The sequence below is a fragment of the Aeromonas sp. DNP9 genome (genome assembly GCF_001728955.1).
GTDB classification, from domain to species: Bacteria; Pseudomonadota; Gammaproteobacteria; order Enterobacterales; family Aeromonadaceae; genus Aeromonas; species Aeromonas veronii.
Map to the genome: position 1 here is coordinate 16,544 of NZ_LYSQ01000023.1, position 24,800 is coordinate 41,343.

Sequence of the window (24,800 nt, forward strand, 5' to 3'; positions counted from 1 at the left end):
GCCCAGCCTTGAGAGATGGATATGAAAAAGACCCTGATTGCCCTGCTGACCGCGGGAATGTTCGGTGCCATGAGCCAGGCAGCACTGGCTGCGCCCGAGCTGATGGACAAGGTGCTGGCCGTGGTCAACAAGGACGTGGTGCTGTCCAGCCAACAGGACGCACTGGTCAACAAGGTAAAACTCTCCGCCCAGGAGAGCGGCCAGTCCCTGCCTGACGATGCCACCCTGCGCAAACAGGCGCTGGATCGCCTGATCCAGGAGAGCCTGCAGCTGCAACTGGCGGAGCGCCAGGGGCTGAAGATCAGCGACACCCAGCTGGAACAAGCTATTCAGGGCATCGCCGCCGACAACAAGATGACCCTGGATCAGCTGCGCGCCCAGCTCGCCCGTGAAGGGATGACCTATGCCCAGTATCGGGAAGAGGTGCGCCGCGAGATCCTGATGAACGAGGTGCGCCGCAATCAGGTGCGCCGCCGTATCAACATCTCCGAGCAGGAGGTGAAGCAGGTGGTGGAGATCCTGAAGAAACAGGGTCAACAGCAGAACGAATACCACGTCGGCCATATCCAGATTGCCCTGCCGGACAACCCCACCGCCGCCCAGCTGGATGCCGCCAAGAGCAAGATCGAGCGCATTCTGACCGCCCTCAAGCAAGGGGCCGACTTCCGCAAACTGGCCATTGCCGAGAGTAACGGTCCCAAGGCGCTGGAAGGGGGCGACTGGGGCTGGATGAGCCCGCAAGAGATGCCGACCCTGATGGCGGAAGCGGTGCAAGGTGTCAAGAAGGGCGACATCGTCGGCCCGCTGCGCTCCGGCGCCGGCCTGCACATCGTCAAGGTGTTCGACACCAAGGGTCAGCAGCAAGTGATGCAGACCGAGGTGAAGACCCGTCATATCCTGATCAAGCCCTCCATCATCCTGAGCGAAGAGAAAGCCAAGGGGATGCTGGACGGCATTCTGCACGACATCAAGAGCGGCAAGGCAAGCTTCGCCAGCATGGCGGAGAAGTACTCCGAAGATCCGGGCTCTGCGGTGCAGGGTGGCGAACTGGGCTGGTCTGATCCCAACGTCTATGTCCCCGAGTTCCGCGACATGGTCAACCGTCTGCAACCAGGCCAGATCAGTGCCCCGTTCCGTACCAGCCATGGCTGGCACATCGTGCAGGTGGAAGATCGCCGCAGCCAGGATGCGACCGACAAGGCTCAGGAGCAGCGCGCCTACCAGCTGATCTACAACCGTCGCTTCGTGGAAGAGTCCCAGGCGTGGCTGGATGAGCTACGTGACGAGGCCTACATCCAGATCGAAGGAGCCGGTAGCTGATGAGCTGCCGTCGCCTTGCCGTTACCCCGGGCGAACCGGCCGGGATCGGCCCGGATCTGGTGCTGCAGATTGCCCAGCAGGATTGGCCCCATCAGCTGGTGGTGATCGCCGATCCGGCGCTGCTGCGCGAGCGGGCAACCCTGCTGGGGCTCAGCATCGAGCTTGAGCCCTACGATACCGCCGCCCCTGCCCGCCCCCAGCGGGCGGGCACCCTGACCGTCTGTCCGGTCACCCTCGGCGCCTCTGTGGTGCCGGGTGAGCTGAACGAAGGCAATGGCCCCTATGTACTGGCTACCCTGCAGCGCGCCTGCGATGGCAACATGAGCGGCGAATTTGCCGCCGTGGTGACCGGGCCGGTGCACAAGGGGATCATCAACCAGGCCGGGGTCTCGTTCAGCGGCCACACCGAGTTCTTTGCCCAGCAATCCAACACCGCCGATGTGGTAATGATGCTGGCAACCGAAGGGCTGCGGGTCGCACTGGCGACCACCCATATTCCGCTGGCCTATGTGGCGATGGCCATCACCGAGGATCGCCTCGGCAAGGTGATCCGGATCCTCAATGAGGATCTCGCCACCAAGTTTGGCATCGCCAAACCCCGTATTTACGTCTGCGGCCTTAACCCCCACGCAGGGGAAGGTGGCCATCTCGGACGTGAAGAGATTGACGTGATCGAACCCGCCCTGGCCACCCTGCGCCAGGAGGGGATCGATCTGGTCGGCCCGTTGCCGGCCGACACCCTGTTCCAGGAGAAATACCTCAAGGATGCGGATGCGGTACTCGCCATGTACCACGACCAGGGGCTGCCTGTGCTCAAATACAAGGGCTTCGGCAGTTCGGTCAATATCACCCTGGGGCTTCCCTTCATCCGCACTTCGGTGGATCACGGCACCGCGCTGGATCTGGCAGGCAAGGGCCTGGCCGATCCGGGCAGCCTTGTCACCGCGATTAACCACGCCATCAAGATGGTAGAGAAAAAAAGATATGAGCAGTAAGGTGCACATGGGCCACACGGCCCGTAAGCGTTTCGGTCAGAACTTCTTGCACGACCGGTATGTGATCGATCAAATCGTCGCCGCCATCAACCCGCAGCCGGGTCAGAATCTGGTGGAGATCGGTCCGGGTCTGGCCGCGCTGACCGAGCCGGTTGCCGCCCAGATGGACAAGATGACCGTGGTCGAGCTTGACCGGGACCTGGCAGCTCGCCTGCGCGAGCACCCGACCCTCAAAGACAAGCTGACCGTCATCGAAGCGGATGCCATGCGTTTCGACTTCGGCACCCTGATAGGTGAAGGCAAGGGGCCGCTGCGCATCTTCGGCAACCTGCCCTACAACATCTCCACCCCGCTCATCTTCCACCTGTGCGAGTTTGCCGATCGGGTTGAAGACATGCACTTCATGCTGCAAAAGGAAGTGGTGTTGCGTCTGGCCGCCGGCCCGGGCAGCAAGGCTTATGGCCGTCTGAGCGTGATGACCCAGTACTACTGCCAGGTGGTGCCTGTGCTGGAAGTGGGCCCGGGCGCCTTCAAACCGGCGCCGAAGGTGGACTCTGCCGTAGTTCGCCTGATCCCGCACAAGAATCCGACCATAGTCGCAAAAGACATTCGTTGTCTGAATCGCGTCTGTACCGAAGGCTTTGGGCAGCGTCGCAAGACCATTCGCAACAGCTTCTCCAACTTCATCACCGACGCCCAGCTGACCGAGCTTGGTATCGATGGCAACCTGCGCCCGGAGAATCTCTCCCTCGAGCAGTTTGTCATGATCGCCAACTGGCTGGCGGATCAGCAACAGGCCTGATCCTGTGGCACTCCCGCACATCGAGATCCGCCCGTACCCCGTGTATGTGGCGGGCTCCAAAGACCCTTACCAGTTTCACTATCTGATCGAGATTGAGAATCTGGGGCCCGGCCCGGTGCAACTGCTGCATCGGCGCTGGCTCATCACCGATGCCAATGGCAAGATGCTGGAAGTGGCAGGCCCGGGCGTGGTCGGGGAACAACCCGTCATTGCCGAAGGTGAGACCTACCGCTACCAGAGCGGCGTGCCGCTGGCGACCCCGCTCGGGGTGATGGAAGGGAGCTATACCCTGCAAGATGGCTCTGGTCAGCAGTTCGAGGCGCCCATCGCCCCCTTCACGCTGGCCATCCCCAATATTATCAACTGAGGTTTCATGGCGAACTGTTTTGTCGGTGACATCCAGGGCTGTTACGACGACTTGCGCCGTCTGCTGGATCTTGCTGCGTTCGATCCCGACCAAGACGTGCTCTGGCTCTGCGGCGATCTGGTCGCCCGCGGCCCGGACTCCCTCAATACCCTGCGTTTCGTCAAAGGGCTGGGCAACCGTGCCGTTACCGTGCTCGGCAACCACGACCTGCACCTGCTGGCAGTCGCCGATGGCGTTGCACCGCTCAAGAAGAAAGACAAGCTGCAAAGCCTGATGGATGCCCCTGATCGGGATGAACTGCTGGAGTGGCTGCGCCACCGCCCGCTACTGGCCGAACATCCGGATCTGCCCATCATGATGGTGCATGCCGGGATCTCCCCCGCATGGGATGTCCGCACCGCGCGCAACTGCGCCCGCGAGGTAGAGAGCCTGCTGCGCGGTGACCAGTACAGCTGGCTGCTGCACAACATGTACGGAGACCAGCCCGATGGCTGGAAAGATGATCTGGTCGGGATCGACCGCTACCGCTACATCATCAACACCTTCACCCGGATGCGCTTCTGCTATTTCGACGGTCGTCTCGACTTCAAATGCAAGAAGGGGCCCAAGGAGTCGACCCCGGGGCTGCGTCCCTGGTTCGAACAGCGCGAACACCACGTAGATGACCCCATTCTGGTGTTCGGCCACTGGGCAGCCCTGATGGGCAACACCGGCAAGAGCGATATCAAGGCGCTCGATACCGGCTGCGTCTGGGGCAACAGCCTCACCCTGTGGCGCTATGAAGATGATGCCCTGATCACTACCCCCTGCCCGGTTCACGCCAGCTAGGGAGTGCGCAGCAATCTGGCGGTCGCTGCCGTATGGATTGCCACAACCCGCAGTAATAACAAAGCCCGGCAATCTGCCGGGCTTTCTGTTTTGTGTTCTCTGGTTCCGTGCGAATAAGGTTACAACTTGCGCCCCAGCCGCTTCTCGATCTGGCGCCGCTCCCACTCCGGGCCAAACAGTTTGAAGGGCTGAAACACCCGAACAGCATGGGAGGCAAGCCCCAGCCCCCACCCCAGGGTTGGCCACCAGGCCCAGATGTACTCCGGATTGCTCAGGTAGTTGATGACAAACAGCCCGCAGATCACCACCACGTAGCTGGCGACATGGTGATAGAAGCCCTTGAGCTCCTCCACATAGCGCATTGCCGCCCGCTCCTCTGCCGATACCTGCACCGCATCCTGACCCATAGTGTCACTTCCTCTCATCTCGCGCTCCTGTTGCTCTGATCCATCCAGTTGAGCCACATCGAGTTCAAAGACGGCAGCCAGGGCCTTGAGAGATTCCAGTCCGGGTTGCTGCCCCTGCTCGATCCGCTGGATAGTGCGGACACTCAAACCAGTCAACGTTGCCAACTGATCCTGCGACCAACCCCGTTGCAATCTCAACTTCCTGACGATCATCTCGAACTCCTTGTGGTAATTGACAGGGCCAGCATAGGGCTTGCGCCGCGAAAGGTGACACGACAGATGGCCGACATCAACCTGACAACTCTTTCAAATCAATTGGTTGAATAAACATAAAGAGATATAAGGTCAAGCTCTGGCACACATGCAGATGTGCCCGGATGTGTAATCACAGGCTCTGCATCAGCTCGGCGGCAATCTCGAAAGAACGCAGCCGGGCCTGATGATCGACGATGGGCCCATTGAACATCAGCTCATCGGCACGGGTTTCCGCCAGCAGCGCCTTGAGGCCGTGACGAACCTGCTCAGGGTTGCCCACTAGCGAGCGGGCCAAGGTCTGCTCCATCGCCATCAGCTCACGGGGTGCCCACTCGTCGCCAAGCTGGACGACCGGCGTGGGCAGCTTGCCCGCATCACCGCGATGGAGACGCAAGAACTGCTGCTGCACGGTAGTGAACTGGAAGCGGGCCTCCCGCTCGCTGTCGGCAGCGATCATGTTGATGCAGACCACCGCATGGGGCTTGGGCCAGCGAGCAGAGGGGCGATACTGGCTACGGTAGATCTCCAGCGCCTGCAGCAACATGGCGGGCGCGAAATGGGAGGCAAAACCGAACGGCAAGCCCATCGCCGCTGCAAGTTGCGCGCTGTAGAGGCTGGAGCCCAGCAGCCAGATGGGCAGATGCAGCCCCTGGCCGGGCACCGCCTGCACGGCGCCGATCTCGTCGCCAAAGTAGCTCATCAACTCGCGCACATCGGCCGGAAAATCATCCACCTCGCCACTGCGCATACGCCGCAGCGCCCGCATGGTGCGCTGATCGGTCCCGGGGGCGCGGCCAAGGCCAAGGTCGATGCGGTCGGGATAGAGAGAAGCCAAGGTGCCAAACTGTTCGGCAATCACCAGCGGCGAGTGGTTCGGTAACATGATGCCACCCGCGCCGATCCGCAGAGTGGTGGTGGCCTCGGCCAGATGGCCGATCAGCACCGAGGTGGCGGCACTGGCAATGCCCGGCATGTTGTGATGTTCGGCCAGCCAGTAGCGCTGGTAACCCCACCCCTCGGCATGGCGGGCAAGATCCCGCGAACGACGAAACGACTCGGCAGGCAGGGAACCTTCGGCAACAGGCACCAGATCGAGCACGGAATAGGGGATGGCAGACATGGGTCACTCCATTGATTTACAGACCAGTAACAAGTGGGGCAATGTAGCACGGGATACCTGAATGAATCACTATCTCCTGCCACACTCTGCCTGCCAAGCGGCAGCAATCGAACGGAACAAATCTCAGGCAAGTATTGTTTGAACGCTCATCCTGCTGGCCACACAAGCCCGGGGGGATCATATTTTCTTACATTTGCGGGCTGGCCTGAGCGCCCCCTGCTGGTTATAACGGTTTCCCTATAGCGAAGGGGGAGCAACAGACTCCCCCTCACTCTTTGTCACACCACACTGTTCAGGTTATCTATGTCAAAACATCTCGTTCTGCTGGGCGCGCTGACGCTCTCCGGCTGCGCCCTGTTGTCTCCCCCCGCCCCCACCGTCACCCCTGTGCACCTTGTCGATCCCAGCCAGCGCGGCTTTTACATCGAGTGCAGCAGCATGAAAACCTGCTTCCAGCAGGCCAACCAGACCTGCCCGCAAGGTTACAAGGAGACCGACCGCCGCCAGCAGACGCTCTACAGCACCCAGTATCTGGGGGGAAGCTATGACGACGAAAAGAAGGTCTACAAAGCAGCCAAGCCCTATCGCATCGCCAACACGGTCCACTCCCTGACTATCCAGTGTCCTGTCACTACAGGCTGAGCCAACCGAAGGGGTACTCTCTCCCGTTACTGCGAAAAAGAAAACGGTCAACCGAGGTTGACCGTTTTTCACTGCGCAGCGCCCTTAGAACAGCAGGTGTGCCACCCCGGCAATAACCGGCAAGGTGACCAGAGTGCGCAGCAGGAAGATAACGAACAGCTCCCACAACTTGACCGGGATCTTGCTGCCCAGCAGCAGGGCGCCCACTTCCGACATATAGATCAGCTGGGTTACCGACATGGCGGCAATCACGAAGCGGGTCATGTCGCTCTCGATGGTCGAGGCCAACACAGCCGGAATGAACATGTCGGCAAAACCGACCATGATGGTCTTGGAAGCCGCTTCCGCCTCCGGCAGTTGCAGCAGCTCCAGCAAGGGGACAAACGGGGCGCCAAGCCAGTTGAAGATAGGGGTGTGCTCGGCCAGCATCAGGGCACAGGTACCGATCGCCATTACCACCGGCAGCACGCCAAACACCATATCCAGTGCATTCTTCACCCCTTCCCGTGCGACTGCGCCGAGATCAGTCATGCTGTCAGCCTTGGTCAGCGCCCGCTCGAAGCCATAGCTCATCACGCTGTGCTGGTGTGGCACGGCTTCCTGCTTGCGGCACAGGGGAGTGCCATCAGCATAGATGTCCTTCTTCCAGCAAAGTGGTGGCAAACGCGGCACCACGATAGCGGCGACCACCCCCGCCAGACAGACGGTCAGGTAAAAGGGGACAAACATGTGCTCCAGCTTCACCTGGGAGATCACCACCAGACAGAAGGTGATGGAGACCGCAGAGAAGGTGGTGCCAATCACCGCGGCTTCACGCTGGGTATAGAACTTCCCTTCGTACTGCTTGCTGGTCAGCAGGATACCGACGCTGCCATCGCCGAGCCAGGAGGCAAAGCAGTCCACTGCGGAGCGACCCGGCAACCGGAACACCGGACGCATGATGCGGGTCATCATGGTGCCGACAAATTCCAGCAGCCCGAAATCGAGCAGCAACGGCAGCAACAGGCCGGCAAAAATGAAGACAGAAAACAGCACCGGCAGCAGATCGTTGAGCACCAGTCCACCGGTTGCACCGGAGTAAAGCACCTCTGGCCCCACCTGGAAGAAGGTCAGCAGCACGAAGATACCGCCCAATACCCGCACGCAGGCCCAGAAAGGGGAGACATTGAACAAGCTGTTGAGGAAAGGACGACGCACCAGAATCGCCGGCTTGAACAACCAGGCAATCACCGTCATCAGCATGGTGGTGGTGATCACAGCACTGACCATGGCGACCAGATAATCGGCAAAAACACGCTGCACCAACTTGGCCAGCACGGCCACCGGGATGGTGACGTTACCGTCATAGACGACCGGCGTCATGAACAACAGGATCCCGATAAGTGACGGAACCAGAAACATCAACAAGTTACGGCGAGTATTGACCGCAGGTGCTTCGAGACTCTTTTCCAACATGATATGACTGCCCTAATATTACTTTTCCCTAGCCAGGCCAACCTGCGTATTCATGCATTAACCGGCAAAACGGGCGCAAGAATACTCTAAAAAAATGCACAAACAAGCCCTTAAGGCAGAAATCTGTGCATAAATATTTCCACAGGCAAACCTTCCATTAAAACAATAAGATACAGCTGCGCATATCGATTCAATCGACATCGCCAGATGATTGTTTCGTTATTGTTAATTTTGGTGGGCAGTATAATCGGTTATCAGTGGCAGACAATAAGTGACATCACAAATATATCTAATGAGTTGCTGCTCGATAGACATAAAAAAAACGGAGCCTGTTCAGGCTCCGGTTTTCAATGAGAGTGACGGGGATCAGTCACGGACGTAGATGACTTCAACGCCATCATCTTCGTCGTCATCCCAATCGTCATCATCAAGCCCTTCATCGAAGGCAAGAGAGGCAGCCAGTGCTTCCGCTTCAGCCTTGGCCAGCTGGTTCTTGTGGTAGTCGTCCCACTTGAACTCCACCTTCTCGATGGCGTCTTTGGCATCTTCCGCCAGCTGACGGGGCATGGTATCCAGCAGATCCAGGATGTCGTAGCAGACCTTCTTGGTGCCTTCCTTGCTGATGGCAGTGATGGCATAGACCGGACCTTCGTGGTTCAGGGCCGCCTTGACGCGATCCATCACCTTCTGGGCTTCCTCTTCCAGGATCAGATCCATCTTGTTGAACACCAACCAGCGCGGCTTGCCAGCCAGTTCCGGGCTGTACTTCTCCAGCTCCTTGACGATGGTCACGGCATTTTCAGCAGGATCGGAGCCATCAACCGGGCAGATATCCACCAGGTGGATCAGCACGCGGCAACGCTCGAGGTGTTTCAGGAAACGGATACCCAGGCCTGCGCCTTCGGCAGCGCCTTCGATCAGACCCGGGATATCGGCGATCACGAAAGAGCGGGAGTTTTCACCACGCACCACACCCAGGTTCGGTACCAGGGTAGTGAAGGGGTAATCAGCCACTTTCGGGCGAGCCGCAGAAACGGCGCGAATAAAGGTAGACTTGCCTGCGTTGGGCAGACCCAGCATGCCGACATCGGCCAGCAGCAGCAGCTCCAGCTTTAGGGTACGCACTTCACCCGGAGTACCGTTACTCTTCTGGCGGGGAGCACGGTTGACGGAGCTCTTGAAGCGGGTGTTGCCCAGACCATGGAAACCACCTTTGGCAACCAGCAGCTTCTGCTCGTGGTGGGTCAAATCCCCCAGCAGTTCACCGGTATCCTCATCGGTCGCTCGGGTGCCGACCGGCACACGCAGGATTTTGTCCTTGCCGCGGCGACCGGTACAGTTGGCGCTCTGGCCATTCTCACCGCGCTCGGCAGCATGGAAACGCTCGAAACGGTAGTCGATCAGGGTATTGAGGTTCTCGTCGGCGATCAGATATACGTCGCCACCGTCACCGCCGTCACCGCCGTCCGGACCACCGTTGGGAATATATTTTTCACGGCGAAAGCTTACACAACCGTTACCACCGTCACCAGCATCGACTCGAATCTGGACTTCATCAACAAACTTCATAGGTAACCGTCACCTTAATTCGAAAAACCGATACGCAATTATAGTGGTACAGACCCCTGCGGGCGATACGCATCTTGCCAATCATGCCCGTCAGAGCCAAAGTCAGCTGCGTTCCGTTTTTTCGTCAACGACATCAGAAAGACGTCAGAAAAACAAAAGCCCCGCCTGTTGGCGGGGCTTCGGATCCTTGCGGTCCGTAATTACTCAGCAACGATGCTAACGTACTTACGATTCAGCGGACCTTTAACTTCGAACAGGATTTTACCAGTCGCGGTAGCGAACAGGGTGTGATCCTTGCCCAGACCAACGTTGGTGCCAGCGTGGAACTTGGTACCACGTTGACGAACGATGATGCTGCCAGCCAGAACTGTTTCGCCGCCGAAACGCTTTACGCCCAGGCGTTTAGCTTCAGAATCGCGACCGTTGCGGGATGAACCGCCAGCTTTTTTGTGTGCCATTTATCGGACTCCTCTAATTAAGCGCTGATGCCAGTGATTTTGACTTCAGTGAACCACTGACGGTGGCCCGCTTGCTTACGATGGTGCTTACGACGACGGAACTTGACGATAGTCACTTTCTCGCCACGGCCGTGAGCCACAACTTCAGCTACAACCTTGCCACCTTCAACGAAAGGAGCACCTACTTTAAAAGTGTCGCCTGCAGCAACCATCAGAACTTCGTTGAAGTCGATGGTAGCGCCAGTCTCAACGTTCAGCTTTTCCAGACGAACGATTTGACCTTCGGCCACACGGTGTTGTTTTCCGCCGCTTTGGAATACCGCGTACATTTGATTAACTCCGTAAAGGCATGTCTTTTGCTCAAGGCTAGACATGCGCAAAAACCTATAACAATGGGCGGGCATTCTACGCAAATCGATCTGCTCAGGCAAGGCCAATTTAGCAAAAAGTTTATTTTGTGCGCATATCTGCCGCCGTGGATAAACGCCTAACTGTAACCCATTGTGAAATCGTGTAGAATCCCTGCCATTACTAAAATCGCAGTTATTGCTGCTGTCACGTTACGAGACTTATGGACCAACAGACTATCCGTGCGCTCTGTGCCGCCGACATGACGGCGGTCAATGAACTGATCCTGGCCCGACTCCAGTCCGACGTTAGTCTGATTAATCAGCTGGGTTTCTACATTGTCAGCGCCGGCGGGAAACGGATGCGCCCCATGCTGACCGTGATGGCTGCGCGTGCGCTGGGCTATGAGGGTGAGGATCACCTGAAACTGGCCGCCATCATCGAATTCATTCACACCTCTACCCTGCTCCATGACGACGTGGTCGACGAATCCGACCTGCGCCGTGGCCGGGAGACCGCCAACGCCATGTTTGGCAATGCCGCCAGCGTACTGGTCGGTGACTACCTCTATAGCCGCTCCTTCCAGATGATGGCCGAACTCTCCAACCTGCGGGTGATGGAGATCCTCTCGGATGCCACCAACACCATCGCCGAAGGGGAAGTGTTGCAGCTGATGAACTGCAACGACCCGGATACCACCGAAGAGAGCTACATGACGGTCATCTACTGCAAGACCGCCAAGCTGTTCGAGGCCGCCACTCGCCTTGCCGCCGTGCTGACCCATCAGCCCGAGCCCGTCGAGCAGGCCATGACCGATTACGGCAAGTATCTGGGCACCGCGTTCCAGATCATTGATGACGTGATGGACTACTGCTCCCAGAGCGAAGAGATGGGCAAGAACGTCGGCGACGATCTGGCCGAAGGCAAACCGACCCTGCCGCTGCTGCGCGCCATGGAAGTGGGCACGCCGGAAGAGCGCCAGCTGGTGCGCGATGCCATCCTGCACCGCAACGGCATGGAGCATCTTGAGCAGATCCTCGGCATTCTCGACCGCACTGGCGCGCTGGAGTACTCCCGCATGCGTGCCAGGCAAGAGGCCGACAAGGCCATTGCCGCCCTCGCCATCCTGCCTGACTCCCCGCACAAGCACGCGCTGGAAACACTGGCCCACATGGCCGTGCAGCGCAGTGCCTGAGTAAACGACATGCATGAAAAAAGAGGCCTTCGGCCTCTTTTTTATTGTCTGCTATCTGCTGGACAGTGCATTGCGCCAGACTCAGCGACTCAGTATCCAGAGGATCACGCTACCTGCCACCACTAGCGAGCCGCCGATACGGCGCAACTGCTCCGGTGGCTGATCGCTCAGCAGCCGCAACATCTGCTGCCATGCCCTGGGCATCAACAACGGGCCGAGCCCCTCGAACAACAGCAGCAATCCCAAACCCATCAGCATGGATGTCAGCATCCGACCTCCTTCAATGCAACCAGCCCCCTGGGTTTACGGCTGGCGTTGGCACCAAAAACAAAAGGGTCTGACGATGCAGACCCTTTGAATGTGACCTCGTGGCGATTACTGCTTGGTGCCGTGAGGAGACTTGAGGTAACGGAAGAACTCGCTGTCCGGCTTCAACACCATCAGGTCGTTGCCACCGGCAAAGCTCTTGCGATAGGCCTCCATGCTACGCACGAAGCTGAAAAACTCGGGGTCTTTCTTGTAGCTGTCGGCATAAATCTTGGCGGCTTCCGCATCCCCTTCACCACGCAGCTGGCGAGCGTTACTCTCGGCGTCGGCGATCATGACGGTCACCTTGCGATCGATATCGGCACGCAGGATTTCAGCCTTCTCGCGACCCTGAGAGCGGTGCTCACGGGCGACTGCGGTACGCTCGGCGCGCATCCGCTGGTAGATGGAGTTGGAGACTTCCACCGGCAGGTTGATCTGCTTGATCCGCACATCCACCACCTTGATACCGAGCTCGGAGGAGCGCGCCATCTTCTTCAGGGCATCTTCCATCACGGTACTACGCTCACCGGAGACGATGTCCTTGATGGTGCGGTTACCGATCTCTGAACGTAGACCGTTGTTGATCTTGCGCTTGAGCAGATCTTCAGCCTGCAGCTTGTTGCCACCACCGGTTGCCAGGTAGTACTTGGAGAAGTCCTCGATCTTCCACTTCACGTAGGAGTCGATGATCAGGTCTTTCTTCTCGGAGGTGACAAAACGGTCGGCCTGGCTGTCAATGGTCTGGATGCGGGCATCCATTTTGCGAACCTGGTCGATGAGCGGCACCTTGAAGTGCAGGCCCGGCTCATAGAGGCGGGGTTCACCGGAGTCAACCCGCTTCACCTTGCCAAACTGCACCACAATCCCCTTCTGACCTTCATCAACGATAAAGACAGAAGAGAAGCAGACCATGGCCGCGACAGCGATTGCACCAATAGCTAGCTTTTTCATCTATCAGTTTCTCCCTGAGCTGAAGCGGTCACCGCTACGCAGCGGCATTGTCGGGGTAGAGTTGGCACCCTCGTTGGAAACGGGGACCTGCTCTGTAACCGGGGCGACAGTGGCACGATCAGACTGGGCAGCCTTCGGCTTGCCGGACAGCTTGTCGAGCGGCAGGTAGATCATGCTGTTGTTGCCAGCCGGCATGTCGACCACCACCTTGTTGGCCTGCTGATAGAGCTCTTCCATGGTTTCCAGATAGATACGCTCACGGGTCAGCTCGGGGGCAGCCAGATACTGGGGCAGCAGCTCGTTGAAGCGAGCAACTTCCCCCTGGGCTTTCAACACGATCTGGGATTTGTAAGCTTCAGCTTCCTGCTCCAGACGCTTCACCTGGCCACGGGCCTTCGGCTCCACTTCACGGGCATAAGCTTCTGCTTCACGAATGAAACGCTGTTCATCTTCCTGAGCGGAGATGGCGTCATCAAACGCGTCTTTCACCTCTTCCGGCGGACGCGCCGGCAGGAAGTTGACATCGACGATCTGCAGACCCATCTGGTAGGGCTCGATGATGCCATCGATCACCTGCCAGGTCTCCTGACGCACTTTCTCACGACCGGTTGTCAGCACGTCATCCATCCGGGTATGACCCACCACGTAGCGCAGGGCGCTATCGGTGGCCTGGCCCAGACTCTCGTCGGCATTGGTCACGCTGAACAGATACTGCTCTGGATTGACGACACGGTACTGTACGTCCATCTCGACCCGTACCACGTTCTCATCCTGAGTCAGCATGAAACCGGAGGCAGGCAGGGAGCGCACGGACTCGACGTCCACCGGGATCACCTGATCGATAAAGGTCGGCTTCCAGCGCAGGCCCGGCTCGACAATATGCGAAAACTTGCCAAACCGCAGCACGGCACCACGCTCCGCTTCGCGAATGGTGTAGAAGCCGCTGACGACCCACACCACCACAGCCACAACCAGCGCGATGGAGATACCAAAGCGACCTACATCGCCGCCAGATTTGCCGCCACCAAACAAGCCACCGAAACGGCGACTCACTTTTCGCAGCATTTCATCCAGATCAGGGGGTCCCTGATTCTTGCCGTTATTCCCCCAAGGGTCACGGTCTTTGCCGTTGTTACCAGGCTCATTCCAAGCCATCAGCGTCTCCATTAATACATGCGGATGGATATCATCTCTACCGGGCCATCATACGTTGAGAAGCCCCTAAGGGTTCATCTTCATCAACGAATCAATGCCTGATAAAGCGTTGTAAACTCTCACCTTCCTGTTTCACGAGGCGGTTCCAGTCGGCCACTTGCAAGCGGACTTCCAGCACGAAATCACCCTCCTCGCTAAAACCTTCCTGCTCAATCCCTTTCAGCTGATAGAGCGCACTGCGCAATCTCGCGGCAGAAGGAGGCAACTGCAGGGTGTGATGCACCATGGAGCCAGCCAGCAATTCGGTCAGCGCCGTAAACAGATGCTCACAACCTTCACCAGTCTGGGCCGACAACCAGACGCGCAACGGGCGCCCCTCGTCATCTCGCTCCAGACCTGCCGGACGATCCGCCAGCTTGTCGATCTTGTTGCAGATCATCAGCTGGGGCCTGTCATCGGCTTCAATCTCGGCCAACACCTGCTGCACGGAGTCGATATTCTCCTGCATCTGCTCATCGGCACAGTCCACCACATGCAGCAGCAGATCCGCTTCACGGGTCTCCTGCAGGGTCGCCTTGAAGGCCGCGACCAGATCATGGGGCAAGTGTCGAATAAATCCAACTGTATCCGCCAAAATCACATCACCCACATCCCGGATCACCAGTTTACGCAGGGTGGGATCCAGAGTTGCGAACAATTGGTCGGCAGCATACACGCTGGCAGCTGTAAGTTGGTTGAACAAAGTGGACTTTCCGGCGTTGGTATAACCAACCAGTGACACCGTCGGCACTTCGTTGCGGTTGCGGGCACGGCGTCCCTGCTCCCGCTGCTTGGCCACCTTGTCGAGCCGACGCAAAATCGCCTTGATGCGTTCCCGCAGCAGACGTCGGTCAGTTTCAAGCTGGGTTTCACCCGGACCACGCAGACCAATCCCGCCCTTTTGACGCTCAAGGTGGGTCCAGCCTCGCACCAGACGAGTGGAAAGATGGCGCAACTGGGCCAGTTCGACCTGCAGTTTACCTTCATGGGTTCGGGCGCGCTGGGCAAAGATATCGAGGATCAGGCCGGTTCGGTCCACCACCCGGCACTGGAACAGACGCTCCAGGTTGCGCTCCTGGGCGGGAGTCAGGGCATGGTTGAAGATGACGACGTCAGCATCCAGCATCTGGACTTGGGACGCGATCTCTTCAGCCTTGCCACTGCCGACAAAAAATTTGGCACTGGGCGCACTGCGACTGGTGGTAATTACCCCCAGCGCATTGACTCCGGCCGAGCTCACCAACATCTTGAGCTCTTCCAGATCCTCCCGCTCACCCTCATCACTGAAGTTGACATGCACCAGAACGGCCTGTTCGCCAGCTTCATAACGGTCAAACAAGCGCTTGCTCCTTAACAGGAATCATGATGAATCTGAGTTGGCGAGTCGACTCGCCCAGGGATATCACGCCTCGGCATCACCCTGTTCATCAGCCGCGCCACCCGGAGTGGGCTGGTGATGATTGACGGCACGGGCCGGTACGACAGTCGAGATGGCGTGCTTGTAAACCATCTGGCTCACGGTGTTTTTCAGCAGGATAACAAACTGGTCAAAAGACTCGATCTGACCTTGTAGTTTGATGCCGTTCACCAAATAGATAGAAACAGGAATCCGCTCACGGCGCAGCGCATTCAAAAACGGGTCTTGGAGAGATTGCCCCTTAGCCATTTTTCTTTTCCTTATAGTTTGTTGTTTTTAAACACCGAATATCAATATAACAACCTGATTATACAGGGAGTGTCAAGCCGCACCAGCGCGAGCAAGCACGCGGTCGAGATTGCCAGACTCACCAGATTCCAACCAGGTCACGTCGGGCCAGCCGCGCAACCAGGTCATCTGTCGTTTTGCCAATTGGCGTGTGGCAACAATGCCACGATAACGCATCTCATCATACCCCACTTCACCGCACAGGTAGTCCCACATTTGGCGATAACCCACACAGCGAATGGAGGGGAGATCCGGGTGCAGATCGCCGCGCGCCATCAGCGCACGAACCTCCTGTTCAAAGCCGCCTTGCAGCATCTTGTCAAAGCGCAGTTCGATCCGCTGATGCAGCACGGCGCGATCGCTCGGAGCGATGGCAAACTGCAACACCCGATAGGGCAAGCCCTCCCCCTGCACCTGCGTCAGCTCGGTAAGGGTCTTGCCGCTGATGCGGTAGACCTCCAGCGCCCGGGAGAGTCGCTGCGGGTCATTGGGGTGAATTCGCGCCCCGGCCACCGGGTCAATGCGCACCAGCTCATCATGCAGCGCCTGCCAACCGAGGCGGGCAGCCTCTTCCTCAATCCCGGCTCGAATGGCGGGATCGGCAGAGGGCAGCGGGGACAATCCCTCCAGCAGCGCCTTGAAATAGAGCATGGTACCGCCCACCAGCAGAGGAATGCGGCCACGGTCGGCGATCTCTTTCATCTCCCGCAGGGCATCCTTGCAAAAATCGGCTGCCGAATAGCTCATGGCGGGGTCAAGAATGTCGATCAGCCGGTGCGGGGCACGTGCCAGTTCATCGGCGGTCGGCTTGGCTGTACCGATATCCATGCCGCGATAGATCAGCGCCGAATCGACGCTGATGATGTCGCAGGGCAGCGCCTGGCACAGTTCAATGGCGAGATCCGTCTTGCCGGAGGCCGTCGGCCCCATCAGAAAAATTGCGGTCGGCAAGTCACTCGCCATGTTCAAACTCCTCCAGCACGGTCGCCAGCGAAAGGGGGCGTACCATGCGAATGTCTGCCAGTTGGTCACTGAAATCAGTCACAAGTTCCGTCAGCAGACGACTGGCAGTTGAAAAATCGTATATCTTCTCGCGGCTTATCCCCTGTTCCACCAGCCATTGGCATAATACTTCAGCCTGCTGACCAGCATCACTGTCAGATCCGCCCTCGATAATTTGCAGCAATTCGGGTAACAGACGCACCAGATCGGTCTGGCGCAGCAGAGCCGGCACCCGAGTCAGGATCATGGTGTCGCGCCCCCCGCTTTTCAACTCCAGCCCCATCCGTTTCAGCAAACGCTCCTGCTCGGTCACCAGCGCGATCAAATTCTTCGGCAATTTGAAGGAGACCGGCAGCAACAGTGGCTGGGCCGCCAGCCCCTGACCCCAGGTCTCCAGCAGCCACTGGCGCAGCAGCACCCGCTCGGCGCGTACCAGCGAGAGCAGCGCCAGCTGATTATCCAGCTCGATCAACAGGTAGGCCTGCTCCACCAGTGTCAGGGCGCGACATCCCCCCTGTTTGGGTGACGGTACTGTGTCGGTGGACTGTGCGGGAGCAGCCTCAGCCGCAGTTGCGATAGGCAGCGTAGTGAGCAGAGCGCCCATGCCGCGCATCGCCTCCCGACTCGGCGGCTCGGGCGGTTGATAATTGCTGGCTCGGCCTGCACCACTGCCCCCCTCCCGCACCTGTGCAGGTGCCCGGTAGCTATGCTCGGCACCGTACCACTCAGGGCGTGGCGCCTGACCGGGATATTCAATTTGCGGACTGACCGGCAACTCGACCAGGGTTTCGGCCAGCGGCGCGTCCTGATGAACGGCGCTGACACCTTCGCGGCGCAGCGCAGTAAACAGCGCCTGAAAGATAAAGTCGTGGATCAGTCGCGCCTGATGGAAGCGCACCTCATGCTTGGCCGGGTGGACGTTGACATCCACCTGACGGGGATCCAGCTCGATATAGAGCACATAAGCGGCGAAGCGATCGGGAGGCAGCAACTCGTCATAGGCCTGACGAATAGCGTGGTTGATGAGCTTGTCGCGCATCATCCGGCCGTTGACATAGGTATATTGCAGATCGTTTTGCGGTCTTGCCCCCTCCGGAGTCGCCAGCCAGCCCCACAGCCGCACGTCGCTATGCTCGCTCTCCACCGCCAGCGCATGGTGCATGAAGGGGGTGCCGCAAACGGCGGCGAGGCGACGCTCCTGCTCCGGCACGGTATTGGCGGCCTTGTACTGGCGCACCACCTTGCCATTGTGGCGCAGGATCAGGGTGGCATCGAAGCGGGAGAGCGCGATGCGGCGCACCAGCTCGTCGATATGGGCAAACTCGGTCTTTTCGCTGCGCATGAACTTGCGCCGCGCCGGGGTATTGAAGAAGAGATCCACCACCTCCACCGTGGTGCCCACCGGATGGGCCGCCGGCTTGATGGTGACGCTCATTTCGCGCCCTTCCGCCTGGGCTTGCCAGGCTTCGGACTGATCTGCAGTACGGGAGGTGAAAGTGAGACGGGAGACCGAGCTGATGGAGGCGAGCGCCTCACCACGAAAGCCGAGGCTGTTGATCCCTTCCAGATCATCCAGCGTGGCCACCTTGGAGGTCGCATGACGCGACAGCGCCAGCACCAGCTCGTCTTTGGCGACGCCACAGCCGTTGTCACGGATGCGGATCAGCTTGGCTCCCCCCTTGTCGATGTCGATCTCGACCCGGTCGGCCCCCGCATCCAGGCTGTTTTCCACCAGCTCTTTCACCACAGAAGAGGGCCGCTCCACCACCTCTCCGGCTGCAATCTGGTTGGCCAGAATGGGTGGCAAAATACGGATCGGCATCATTTACTCCTGAATTTCTTTCTTGCGGATGGTCAGTCTCTTAAGGCTCCAGGAGGGCCGCTCCACCACCTCTCCACCAACCGGAATCTGGTTAGCAAGGATAGGGGGCAATATACAGATCGGCATCACTTGCTCCTGAATTTCAATCTTGCTGATGGTATTCGCTAACAGCGGGAGCGGCATCGCTCGCTCCCGCGCGTCAGTTTTGCGGAATGTAGAGCACCTGCCCTACCTGAATATTCCGCGACTTGAGCTTGTTGATCTCTACCAGCCGAGCCTGACTCACCCCATGTTTCTCGGCAAGGCGGGAGAGACTCTCGCCCCGCTTGACCACATGGCGGATCATCTGCGACTTGTCGTCACTGCGAACGGGGGCGGCAGCGCGGCTCTGCCCTTGCTGGGGAATATAGATTGTTTGACCAATCTGAATATCCCGGCTGCGCAGCTGGTTGATCTCCACCAGAGTGGACTGACTCACTCCATGCTTCTCGGCAAGGCGAGAGAGGCTCTCGCCCCGTTTGACCACATGGCGGAGCATCCGCGATTTGTCATAGTCCCCCACACTGCTGACCGGTGCACCGCTCTCCTGCGCTGCCGCCGAGTAAGGCTTGATCACCCCGGCGCCAGAGCCGCTCCCAGCACCGCCGTCGCGGGCGGTGGCGGGCATCTTGTTGGTCACTACCGGCTGCGACTGTGTCTGCCTGGGCTGGCTCACCGGCTGCCGGGCTACCGGTGCAGGGCGAGTAGCGGCAGGTTGGCTCACCTGCCCCTTGCCGGTCAGCATGGCCCCCTTGGTCGGGTGAGCGCGGTAGTAGTTACGGATCCCCTCGAAGATGGCGCGGGCCAGCTGGTCCTGATAGCTGGCGGTGGCCAGCAGCTTCTCTTCCGCATGGTTGGAGATAAAACCGGTCTCCACCAGCACCGAGGGAATATCCGGCGCCTTCAGCACCGCCAGACTGGCATGCTCCGGCGCCTTCTTGTGCAGTCGGGCAACCTTGCCCATGGAGCGCAGGATCTGGCGGCTGACGTCATATCCTTCGGCACGGGACTTGTCCATGGAGAGGTCGAGGAAGGTCTGTGCCAGATAGGGGTTGGGATCGGATTCCGCCAACACCTTGCCGACACCACCCAGCAGCTCGCCCTGCTTCTCCTGCTTCTCCAGCCAGCTACCCATCTCGCGGTTGGCACGGTTGGTCGACAAGACCCAGACCGAGGCACCGCGCGGGGTCGAGTTATGAAAACTGTCTGCATGGATAGAGACCAGCAGATCCGCCTTGGCCTTGCGGGCGATCTCGGAGCGCTTGTTGAGATCGACGAAGTAATCGCCACGACGGGTCATCACGGCACGCATCCCCGGCTCGCGGTCGATCAGTGCCGCCAGCTTCTGGGAGACCGCCAGCGTGACCCGCTTCTCGTAGGTACGGCGCGGGCCGATGGAGCCCGGGTCTTCCCCGCCGTGGCCCGGATCGATAGCAATCACCACTCCCTTGCCCTTGCCACCGATGGGCGTGGATTGCACCGCAGCCGCCGAGCGCTTCTCTTCATAAGGCAGGTCGATGACCAGACGGTGGCCATAGGGCCCGGCTGGCGCCAGCGGGAAGACCACCGGCTTGATGGCGGAGCTGAGATCCATCACCAGCCGCAGACCGCCCTTCTCCAGCGGAGTGCTCTGGCGGATCTTGCGCACCAGTTCGCTGTTGTTCTCGATCCGGGCCAGATTGGCGGCGTTGCTCGCCCCTTTCAGATCGATCACCAGCCGATCCGGACCGGTGAGGGTGAAGTAGTTGTAATTGGGGGCGCTGCTCATATCGAGCACCACCCGGGTGTTATCCGGTGATGGCCAGATTCGTATGCTCTTGAGCTGATTCGCCCAGGAGGGTAACGCCATCAAAGAGAGAGCAATAACAAGGATCAAGCGCACGTAGATGACAACCGTTCCAGAATGGCTTCGCCAATAGCAGTGCGAGCCTCTATCAGAACCTCGCGCTGCTCGCCTACATAGGTGAGGGTAATTTCCAGGTCGGGAGCCGGTAACCAGCCCTCGCCCTTCTCGGACCACTCCACCAGACAGAGAGTGTTGGCGGCAAAATAGTCCCGAATGCCCATGAATTCCAGCTCTTCCGGATCTGCCAGGCGATAGAGATCAAAATGGTAGACCTGCCAGCCATCGAGCTCATAGGGTTCGACCAGGGTGTAAGTCGGGCTTTTTACCTTGCCCTGATGGCCAAGGCCCTGCACCCAGCCGCGGGTCAGGGTGGTTTTACCGGCGCCAAGCGTGCCATGCAAAAACACTGTGGTCGCCTGCTGGCAAGCCTGTGCCAGACGGCCACCCAGTGCCACGGTTGCTGCCTCGTCCGGCAGTGTCATCATCAACTGTTTTGCCATGTTCTTCTTTTTAACTTGTAATGGTGTCGGGATTAACCAGTTTGCGGATCAGCGGCAGCAAGTCTGACGCCAGCATGCCCCGCTCGCCGTCAGCGGCGGCCTGATCTGCAGCCTCGCCGTGGATCACGGCGCCCAGCCAGCTAGCCATGGTGGCAGACCAGCCCTGGGCCAAAAGGGCTGCGATTATACCAGATAACAGATCGCCCATCCCGCCACTTGCCATGCCGGGATTGCCTTCACAACAGAGAGCGACCCGCTCGCCGTCATAAATAAGTGTTCCCGCCCCTTTTAACAACACCACACCGCCATAACGCCTCTGCAGCGCCTGCACGGCGGCAAACCGGTCGGTTTCAATCTCGGCAATGGTGCATCCCAGCAGGCGCGCCGCTTCGCCGGGATGGGGCGTGAGCACCCAATTATCCTGATGGCGGGGAGATTGCGCCAGCCAATTCAATCCATCGGCGTCCAAAACCAGTGGCAGCCGATCGGTGAGATTACGAGCGATTTGCGCGCATCCCCACTCATCCTGACCGAGACCGGGGCCGATGACCCGCACCGACGCCCACCCCTCGTCATCAGCGCTGGTGAGGCTCATCAGCTCGGGTTGGTAGAGGCTGACCGGCGGATGTTCCGGATGCTGACACACCCTCACCAGCCCGGCCCCCGCCCGCAGGCAGGCGCGGGCAGCCAGCACAATGGCCCCCTGCATGCCGCGATTGCCCCCCACCAGCAGTACCTTGCCATAAGAGCCCTTGTGGGAAGCGCGCGGGCGCGGGGTCAGCTGCGTGCTGAGCTGCGGATAATCGATACGCCAGGCAGCGGGCAGCATAGTGTCATCAGGCGTCACACCAAGGGGATCACAGTCGAGCTGGCCGACACAATCCACCCCGTCGCCGGTGAGCATCCCCTGCTTGATACCGATAAAGGTGAGGGTGCGAGTGGCCTGCACCACGGCCCCCATGGCACGGCCGGTATCGCCGTTGAGGCCGGAGGGGAGATCCACCGCCAGCACGGGCACAGCCAAGCCATTGATTGTTGCGACGATCTTTGTCAGTAGTGGCGAGAGGGGCGTGTTGACGCCGGTGCCAAGCAGGGCATCGACCACCAGCTCCGGGGGGGAGTGCTGGTCCTTATCAAACTGCTCGGCCAGCCAGACCCGGCCTCCGGCCGCCAGCCACTCATCGGCGGCCCGTCTGGCATCCCCCTTCAGCTGGTCGGGTGCCCTGGCGGCAATCACCACCACCTCGATGCTAATCTGGCGGGCAAGGCGGGCCAGCACATAGCCATCACCGCCGTTATTACCGGGGCCGACGAAAATCCACCAGCAGCGACTGTCGGGCCAATGCAGGGTGGCATAAGTACGCAGCGCGGCACCGGCTCGCTCCATCAGGGCATAGAGAGGTTGCCCCTCACGCGCGGCCCAGTTGCGCTCCAGTGTGCGGATCTGTTCAGTCTGCCACAGCCCCTGTGGTAAACTGCCCCCCTCTTTTGTGCCCAACGCGCCCCTGATGATCTCTACCATGACGGCTCCCGCCTCTTATCAATCGACCCACGCCAGCAAACGCCGGCCAGGCCAAGCCGCATGAGCGCACCTGACTTCCACCAGCTGGCCCACGATATCAAGCTCTGGGCACGGGAGCTAGGATTTGACCAGGCGGGCATCACCGACACCGACCTGCGTATCGAAGAGCCGAGATTGCAGGCCTGGCTGGATGCGGGCTATCACGGCAGCATGGATTACATGGCGCGCCACGGCATGATGCGCGCGCGCCCCCACGAGCTGCTGCCGGGCACGGTGCGGGTGTTGTCGGTGCGGATGAACTACCTGCCGTTCGAGGCAGGCTTTGCTGCCACCCTGCGCGATCCGACTCTGGGCTATATCAGCCGTTATGCTCTCGGTCGCGACTACCACAAGGTGCTGCGCAACCGTCTCAAACAGCTGGGTGATCGCATCGAAGCGCGCTGCGCCGAGCTGTTTCAAGGCACTGAAGAGGCCTTGGGTGAGTGGCGCCCCTTCGTCGACTCCGCCCCCATCCTCGAGCGGCCACTGGCAGCCAAGGCGGGCCTCGGCTGGGTTGGCAAACACTCACTGCTGCTCAACGAATCGGCTGGCTCCTTCTTCTTTCTAGGTGAGCTGTTGCTCAACCTGCCGCTGCCGCTCGACCAGCCAGTGGAGAAGGAGCAGTGCGGCAAGTGCGTCGCCTGCATCAACATCTGCCCGACCGGCGCCATTGTCGCCCCCTATGTGGTTGATGGCCGCCGCTGCATCTCCTATCTCACCATCGAGAATGACGGCCCTATTCCGGAAGAGTTTCGCCCCCTGATGGGCAACCGCATCTACGGCTGCGACGACTGCCAGCTTATCTGCCCCTGGAATCGCTATGCCGATGCCAGCCCAGAACCCGATTTTAGCCCGCGCCCCAGCCTGCACCGCCCGCCCCTGCTGGCGCTGTGGTGCTGGAGCGAGAGCGATTTCCTCAAACAGACCGAGGGGAGCCCGATCCGCCGCATCGGTTACCAGCGCTGGCGCCGCAATCTGGCGGTCGCCCTTGGCAATGGCCCGGCAACCCCCGAGGTGATCGCGGCCCTGCAACTGGGGCTGACCACCGCCGATCCCATGGTGGCCGAACATATCGAATGGGCGCTGGCCACCCTTGCCCGGCGTCAGGATGAAGAGAACAAGAAGACCCGTTTGCTGATCCGCTGCATCGAAAAAGGTCTGTCGGATCACGCATAAGTGATCTGCCCCTTGCCGGATTACAGCACTTTTTTCATGCTCTGCCGACCTGCAGTGCCCATAACAGCGTGGTCACTGCAAACTGCTCGGCACACAACAAGGACAACACAGATGCATATGTTGGGAGTGGATATTGGAGGCTCAGGGATCAAGGGCTGTCTGGTCGATACCAAAACCGGCGAATTGATTGGCGAGCGCCATCGCATTGCCACACCGCAACCGGCCACCCCGGCCGCCATCGCCCATACCCTCAAGGCGCTGGTCGAACACTTCGACTGGAAAGGACCGGTGGGCTGCGGCTTTCCCGCCACCATCCACAACGGGGTTGCCAAGAGTGCCGCCAACATCGACAAGAGCTGGATCGAAACCGATGCCGAGCATCTGTTTGCCGATGTCACCGGCAAGCCCTGCTATGTGCTGAATGATGCCGACGCCGCCGGTCTGGCCGAGATGCGCTTTGGCGCCGGCAAGGATCGCAAGGGGGTCATCATCCTCATCACGGTCGGCACCGGTATCGGCACAGCCATCTTCGTCAACGGCCATCTGCTGCCCAACACCGAGCTGGGCCATCTGATGCTGGAAGGAATGGTCGCCGAGCACTATTGCTCCGATGCGGCGCGCAAACGGGAAGATCTCTCCTGGAACCGCTGGGGCAAGCGTTTCAACAAGTATCTGGCGCGCCTCGAGTTTCTCTTCTCCCCCGACCTCTTCATTCTGGGGGGCGGCAGCGCAGCCAAGCTGGATAAGTTTGTCGATCGCATCGAGACCCGGGCGCCGCTTATTCCGGCGGCCAGCCTCAATCAGGCGGGCATTATCGGGGCCGCCCTCTACGCGGCCGAGCAGCAGGGCTGACCGACGCTCACTGCAAGTCAGCAGATACCAATGGAAAGGGCTCGGCACTGCTGCCGGGCCCTTTTGTTTTGCGGCCATCTTG

26 protein-coding genes are annotated in these 24,800 nt (G+C 59.6%); 9 read left to right on the forward strand and 17 right to left on the reverse strand.

What is annotated here, in order from left to right:
* The first annotated feature begins 21 nt into the window (after positions 1–21).
* From surA to A9G06_RS16080, 5 genes are read left to right on the forward strand one after another with little or no spacing between them, the layout of a single operon-like run.
* Positions 22–1,320, forward strand: coding sequence for a peptidylprolyl isomerase SurA (gene surA / locus A9G06_RS16060; protein ID WP_069555893.1), 1,299 nt, complete (start codon positions 22–24; stop codon positions 1,318–1,320).
* Entirely contained in the window at positions 1,320–2,315 is a 996-nt protein-coding gene (pdxA, locus tag A9G06_RS16065; RefSeq protein WP_069555846.1) for a 4-hydroxythreonine-4-phosphate dehydrogenase PdxA, read from the forward strand. The genes surA and pdxA overlap by 1 nt, the downstream gene beginning before the upstream one ends.
* Positions 2,305–3,117, forward strand: a complete 813-nt coding sequence (gene rsmA / locus A9G06_RS16070; protein WP_069555847.1) for a 16S rRNA (adenine(1518)-N(6)/adenine(1519)-N(6))-dimethyltransferase RsmA — start codon at positions 2,305–2,307, stop codon at positions 3,115–3,117. The genes pdxA and rsmA overlap by 11 nt, the downstream gene beginning before the upstream one ends.
* 4 nt (positions 3,118–3,121) lie before the next feature.
* Complete coding sequence (gene apaG / locus A9G06_RS16075; RefSeq protein ID WP_031227971.1) at positions 3,122–3,484, forward strand: Co2+/Mg2+ efflux protein ApaG; 363 nt, start codon at positions 3,122–3,124, stop codon at positions 3,482–3,484.
* A gap of 6 nt (positions 3,485–3,490) precedes the next feature.
* Positions 3,491–4,312: a symmetrical bis(5'-nucleosyl)-tetraphosphatase gene (locus A9G06_RS16080; RefSeq protein WP_069555848.1), complete on the forward strand. Its 822-nt coding sequence runs from the start codon at positions 3,491–3,493 to the stop codon at positions 4,310–4,312.
* A gap of 119 nt (positions 4,313–4,431) precedes the next feature.
* On the opposite strand, the gene A9G06_RS16085 is transcribed toward A9G06_RS16080, so the two are convergent.
* Together A9G06_RS16085 and A9G06_RS16090 are read right to left on the reverse strand one after the other, a co-directional pair.
* Positions 4,432–4,932 (reverse strand): 2TM domain-containing protein, encoded by a 501-nt coding sequence (locus tag A9G06_RS16085; protein WP_021231934.1) that lies wholly within the window; start codon positions 4,930–4,932, stop codon positions 4,432–4,434.
* A gap of 172 nt (positions 4,933–5,104) precedes the next feature.
* On the reverse strand, positions 5,105–6,094 hold the full coding sequence (locus tag A9G06_RS16090; protein ID WP_069555849.1) for a luciferase-like monooxygenase: 990 nt from the start codon (positions 6,092–6,094) through the stop codon (positions 5,105–5,107).
* 303 nt (positions 6,095–6,397) lie between these two features.
* Here A9G06_RS16090 and A9G06_RS16095 point away from each other — a divergent pair, with 303 nt between their 5' ends.
* Positions 6,398–6,736 (forward strand): hypothetical protein, encoded by a 339-nt coding sequence (locus A9G06_RS16095; protein WP_069555850.1) that lies wholly within the window; start codon positions 6,398–6,400, stop codon positions 6,734–6,736.
* 84 nt (positions 6,737–6,820) lie between these two features.
* Here the strand turns inward: A9G06_RS16095 and A9G06_RS16100 are convergent, their stop codons facing one another.
* The 4 genes from A9G06_RS16100 to rplU form a co-directional block, all read right to left on the reverse strand.
* Complete coding sequence (locus tag A9G06_RS16100; protein WP_005339025.1) at positions 6,821–8,191, reverse strand: YjiH family protein; 1,371 nt, start codon at positions 8,189–8,191, stop codon at positions 6,821–6,823.
* A gap of 366 nt (positions 8,192–8,557) precedes the next feature.
* Positions 8,558–9,760 (reverse strand): Obg family GTPase CgtA, encoded by a 1,203-nt coding sequence (cgtA, locus tag A9G06_RS16105; RefSeq protein WP_069555851.1) that lies wholly within the window; start codon positions 9,758–9,760, stop codon positions 8,558–8,560.
* 200 nt (positions 9,761–9,960) lie between these two features.
* Positions 9,961–10,218, reverse strand: coding sequence for a 50S ribosomal protein L27 (gene rpmA / locus A9G06_RS16110; protein WP_005339028.1), 258 nt, complete (start codon positions 10,216–10,218; stop codon positions 9,961–9,963).
* 17 nt (positions 10,219–10,235) lie between these two features.
* Positions 10,236–10,547 (reverse strand): 50S ribosomal protein L21, encoded by a 312-nt coding sequence (gene rplU / locus A9G06_RS16115; RefSeq protein WP_005304210.1) that lies wholly within the window; start codon positions 10,545–10,547, stop codon positions 10,236–10,238.
* Positions 10,548–10,789: 242 nt separating this feature from the next.
* On the opposite strand from rplU, the gene ispB reads away from it, so the two are divergent.
* On the forward strand, positions 10,790–11,761 hold the full coding sequence (gene ispB / locus A9G06_RS16120; protein WP_069555852.1) for an octaprenyl diphosphate synthase: 972 nt from the start codon (positions 10,790–10,792) through the stop codon (positions 11,759–11,761).
* An 81-nt stretch (positions 11,762–11,842) separates the two neighbouring features.
* On the opposite strand, the gene A9G06_RS16125 is transcribed toward ispB, so the two are convergent.
* The 11 genes from A9G06_RS16125 to A9G06_RS16175 all read right to left on the reverse strand — a co-directional run bounded on the left by A9G06_RS16125 (position 11,843) and on the right by A9G06_RS16175 (position 22,651).
* Positions 11,843–12,031 (reverse strand): DUF2065 family protein, encoded by a 189-nt coding sequence (locus A9G06_RS16125; protein WP_069555853.1) that lies wholly within the window; start codon positions 12,029–12,031, stop codon positions 11,843–11,845.
* A 105-nt stretch (positions 12,032–12,136) separates the two neighbouring features.
* Complete coding sequence (gene hflC / locus A9G06_RS16130) at positions 12,137–13,021, reverse strand: protease modulator HflC (RefSeq protein ID WP_005339038.1); 885 nt, start codon at positions 13,019–13,021, stop codon at positions 12,137–12,139.
* A gap of 3 nt (positions 13,022–13,024) precedes the next feature.
* Positions 13,025–14,176: an FtsH protease activity modulator HflK gene (gene hflK / locus A9G06_RS16135; RefSeq protein WP_005339041.1), complete on the reverse strand. Its 1,152-nt coding sequence runs from the start codon at positions 14,174–14,176 to the stop codon at positions 13,025–13,027.
* Between the two features lie 91 nt (positions 14,177–14,267).
* Entirely contained in the window at positions 14,268–15,554 is a 1,287-nt protein-coding gene (gene hflX, locus A9G06_RS16140; protein WP_005339043.1) for a ribosome rescue GTPase HflX, read from the reverse strand.
* Between the two features lie 63 nt (positions 15,555–15,617).
* Positions 15,618–15,881 (reverse strand): RNA chaperone Hfq, encoded by a 264-nt coding sequence (gene hfq / locus A9G06_RS16145; RefSeq protein ID WP_005339045.1) that lies wholly within the window; start codon positions 15,879–15,881, stop codon positions 15,618–15,620.
* Between the two features lie 72 nt (positions 15,882–15,953).
* Positions 15,954–16,883 carry a tRNA (adenosine(37)-N6)-dimethylallyltransferase MiaA gene (gene miaA / locus A9G06_RS16150; protein ID WP_075115381.1) on the reverse strand — a complete coding sequence of 310 codons (930 nt, stop codon included), beginning with the start codon at positions 16,881–16,883 and terminating at the stop codon, positions 15,954–15,956.
* Positions 16,873–18,744 (reverse strand): DNA mismatch repair endonuclease MutL, encoded by a 1,872-nt coding sequence (gene mutL / locus A9G06_RS16155; protein WP_069555894.1) that lies wholly within the window; start codon positions 18,742–18,744, stop codon positions 16,873–16,875. The genes miaA and mutL overlap by 11 nt, the downstream gene beginning before the upstream one ends.
* 3 nt (positions 18,745–18,747) lie before the next feature.
* Positions 18,748–18,927 carry a hypothetical protein gene (locus A9G06_RS16160; RefSeq protein ID WP_069555854.1) on the reverse strand — a complete coding sequence of 60 codons (180 nt, stop codon included), beginning with the start codon at positions 18,925–18,927 and terminating at the stop codon, positions 18,748–18,750.
* A 16-nt stretch (positions 18,928–18,943) separates the two neighbouring features.
* Complete coding sequence (locus tag A9G06_RS16165) at positions 18,944–20,632, reverse strand: N-acetylmuramoyl-L-alanine amidase (RefSeq protein WP_069555855.1); 1,689 nt, start codon at positions 20,630–20,632, stop codon at positions 18,944–18,946.
* Positions 20,633–20,655: 23 nt separating this feature from the next.
* On the reverse strand, positions 20,656–21,129 hold the full coding sequence (tsaE, locus tag A9G06_RS16170) for a tRNA (adenosine(37)-N6)-threonylcarbamoyltransferase complex ATPase subunit type 1 TsaE (protein ID WP_005339056.1): 474 nt from the start codon (positions 21,127–21,129) through the stop codon (positions 20,656–20,658).
* A 10-nt stretch (positions 21,130–21,139) separates the two neighbouring features.
* A complete protein-coding gene (locus tag A9G06_RS16175) occupies positions 21,140–22,651 on the reverse strand; it encodes a bifunctional ADP-dependent NAD(P)H-hydrate dehydratase/NAD(P)H-hydrate epimerase (protein ID WP_069555856.1) in 1,512 nt (503 codons plus the stop codon).
* Positions 22,652–22,711: 60 nt separating this feature from the next.
* On the opposite strand from A9G06_RS16175, the gene queG reads away from it, so the two are divergent.
* Entirely contained in the window at positions 22,712–23,866 is a 1,155-nt protein-coding gene (gene queG, locus A9G06_RS16180) for a tRNA epoxyqueuosine(34) reductase QueG (RefSeq protein WP_069555857.1), read from the forward strand.
* Between the two features lie 111 nt (positions 23,867–23,977).
* Positions 23,978–24,718: a polyphosphate--glucose phosphotransferase gene (gene ppgK, locus A9G06_RS16185; RefSeq protein WP_005339062.1), complete on the forward strand. Its 741-nt coding sequence runs from the start codon at positions 23,978–23,980 to the stop codon at positions 24,716–24,718.
* Positions 24,719–24,800 lie beyond the last annotated feature (82 nt).

Coding starts and splice junctions, on each gene's coding strand:
- hflK (WP_005339041.1), bottom strand. CDS start 14,176: ATGGCTTGGAATGAGCCTGGTAACAACGGCAAAGACCGTGACCCTTGG.
- A9G06_RS16095 (WP_069555850.1), top strand. CDS start 6,398: ATGTCAAAACATCTCGTTCTGCTGGGCGCGCTGACGCTCTCCGGCTGC.
- A9G06_RS16085 (WP_021231934.1), bottom strand. CDS start 4,932: ATGATCGTCAGGAAGTTGAGATTGCAACGGGGTTGGTCGCAGGATCAG.
- ppgK (WP_005339062.1), top strand. CDS start 23,978: ATGCATATGTTGGGAGTGGATATTGGAGGCTCAGGGATCAAGGGCTGT.
- hflC (WP_005339038.1), bottom strand. CDS start 13,021: ATGAAAAAGCTAGCTATTGGTGCAATCGCTGTCGCGGCCATGGTCTGC.
- A9G06_RS16100 (WP_005339025.1), bottom strand. CDS start 8,191: ATGTTGGAAAAGAGTCTCGAAGCACCTGCGGTCAATACTCGCCGTAAC.
- A9G06_RS16160 (WP_069555854.1), bottom strand. CDS start 18,927: ATGCCGCTCCCGCTGTTAGCGAATACCATCAGCAAGATTGAAATTCAG.
- hfq (WP_005339045.1), bottom strand. CDS start 15,881: ATGGCTAAGGGGCAATCTCTCCAAGACCCGTTTTTGAATGCGCTGCGC.
- surA (WP_069555893.1), top strand. CDS start 22: ATGAAAAAGACCCTGATTGCCCTGCTGACCGCGGGAATGTTCGGTGCC.
- A9G06_RS16165 (WP_069555855.1), bottom strand. CDS start 20,632: ATGGCGTTACCCTCCTGGGCGAATCAGCTCAAGAGCATACGAATCTGG.
- A9G06_RS16090 (WP_069555849.1), bottom strand. CDS start 6,094: ATGTCTGCCATCCCCTATTCCGTGCTCGATCTGGTGCCTGTTGCCGAA.
- rsmA (WP_069555847.1), top strand. CDS start 2,305: ATGAGCAGTAAGGTGCACATGGGCCACACGGCCCGTAAGCGTTTCGGT.
- miaA (WP_075115381.1), bottom strand. CDS start 16,883: ATGGCGAGTGACTTGCCGACCGCAATTTTTCTGATGGGGCCGACGGCC.
- rpmA (WP_005339028.1), bottom strand. CDS start 10,218: ATGGCACACAAAAAAGCTGGCGGTTCATCCCGCAACGGTCGCGATTCT.
- tsaE (WP_005339056.1), bottom strand. CDS start 21,129: ATGGCAAAACAGTTGATGATGACACTGCCGGACGAGGCAGCAACCGTG.
- A9G06_RS16175 (WP_069555856.1), bottom strand. CDS start 22,651: ATGGTAGAGATCATCAGGGGCGCGTTGGGCACAAAAGAGGGGGGCAGT.
- ispB (WP_069555852.1), top strand. CDS start 10,790: ATGGACCAACAGACTATCCGTGCGCTCTGTGCCGCCGACATGACGGCG.
- mutL (WP_069555894.1), bottom strand. CDS start 18,744: ATGCCGATCCGTATTTTGCCACCCATTCTGGCCAACCAGATTGCAGCC.
- queG (WP_069555857.1), top strand. CDS start 22,712: ATGAGCGCACCTGACTTCCACCAGCTGGCCCACGATATCAAGCTCTGG.
- A9G06_RS16080 (WP_069555848.1), top strand. CDS start 3,491: ATGGCGAACTGTTTTGTCGGTGACATCCAGGGCTGTTACGACGACTTG.
- cgtA (WP_069555851.1), bottom strand. CDS start 9,760: ATGAAGTTTGTTGATGAAGTCCAGATTCGAGTCGATGCTGGTGACGGT.
- rplU (WP_005304210.1), bottom strand. CDS start 10,547: ATGTACGCGGTATTCCAAAGCGGCGGAAAACAACACCGTGTGGCCGAA.
- pdxA (WP_069555846.1), top strand. CDS start 1,320: ATGAGCTGCCGTCGCCTTGCCGTTACCCCGGGCGAACCGGCCGGGATC.
- A9G06_RS16125 (WP_069555853.1), bottom strand. CDS start 12,031: ATGCTGACATCCATGCTGATGGGTTTGGGATTGCTGCTGTTGTTCGAG.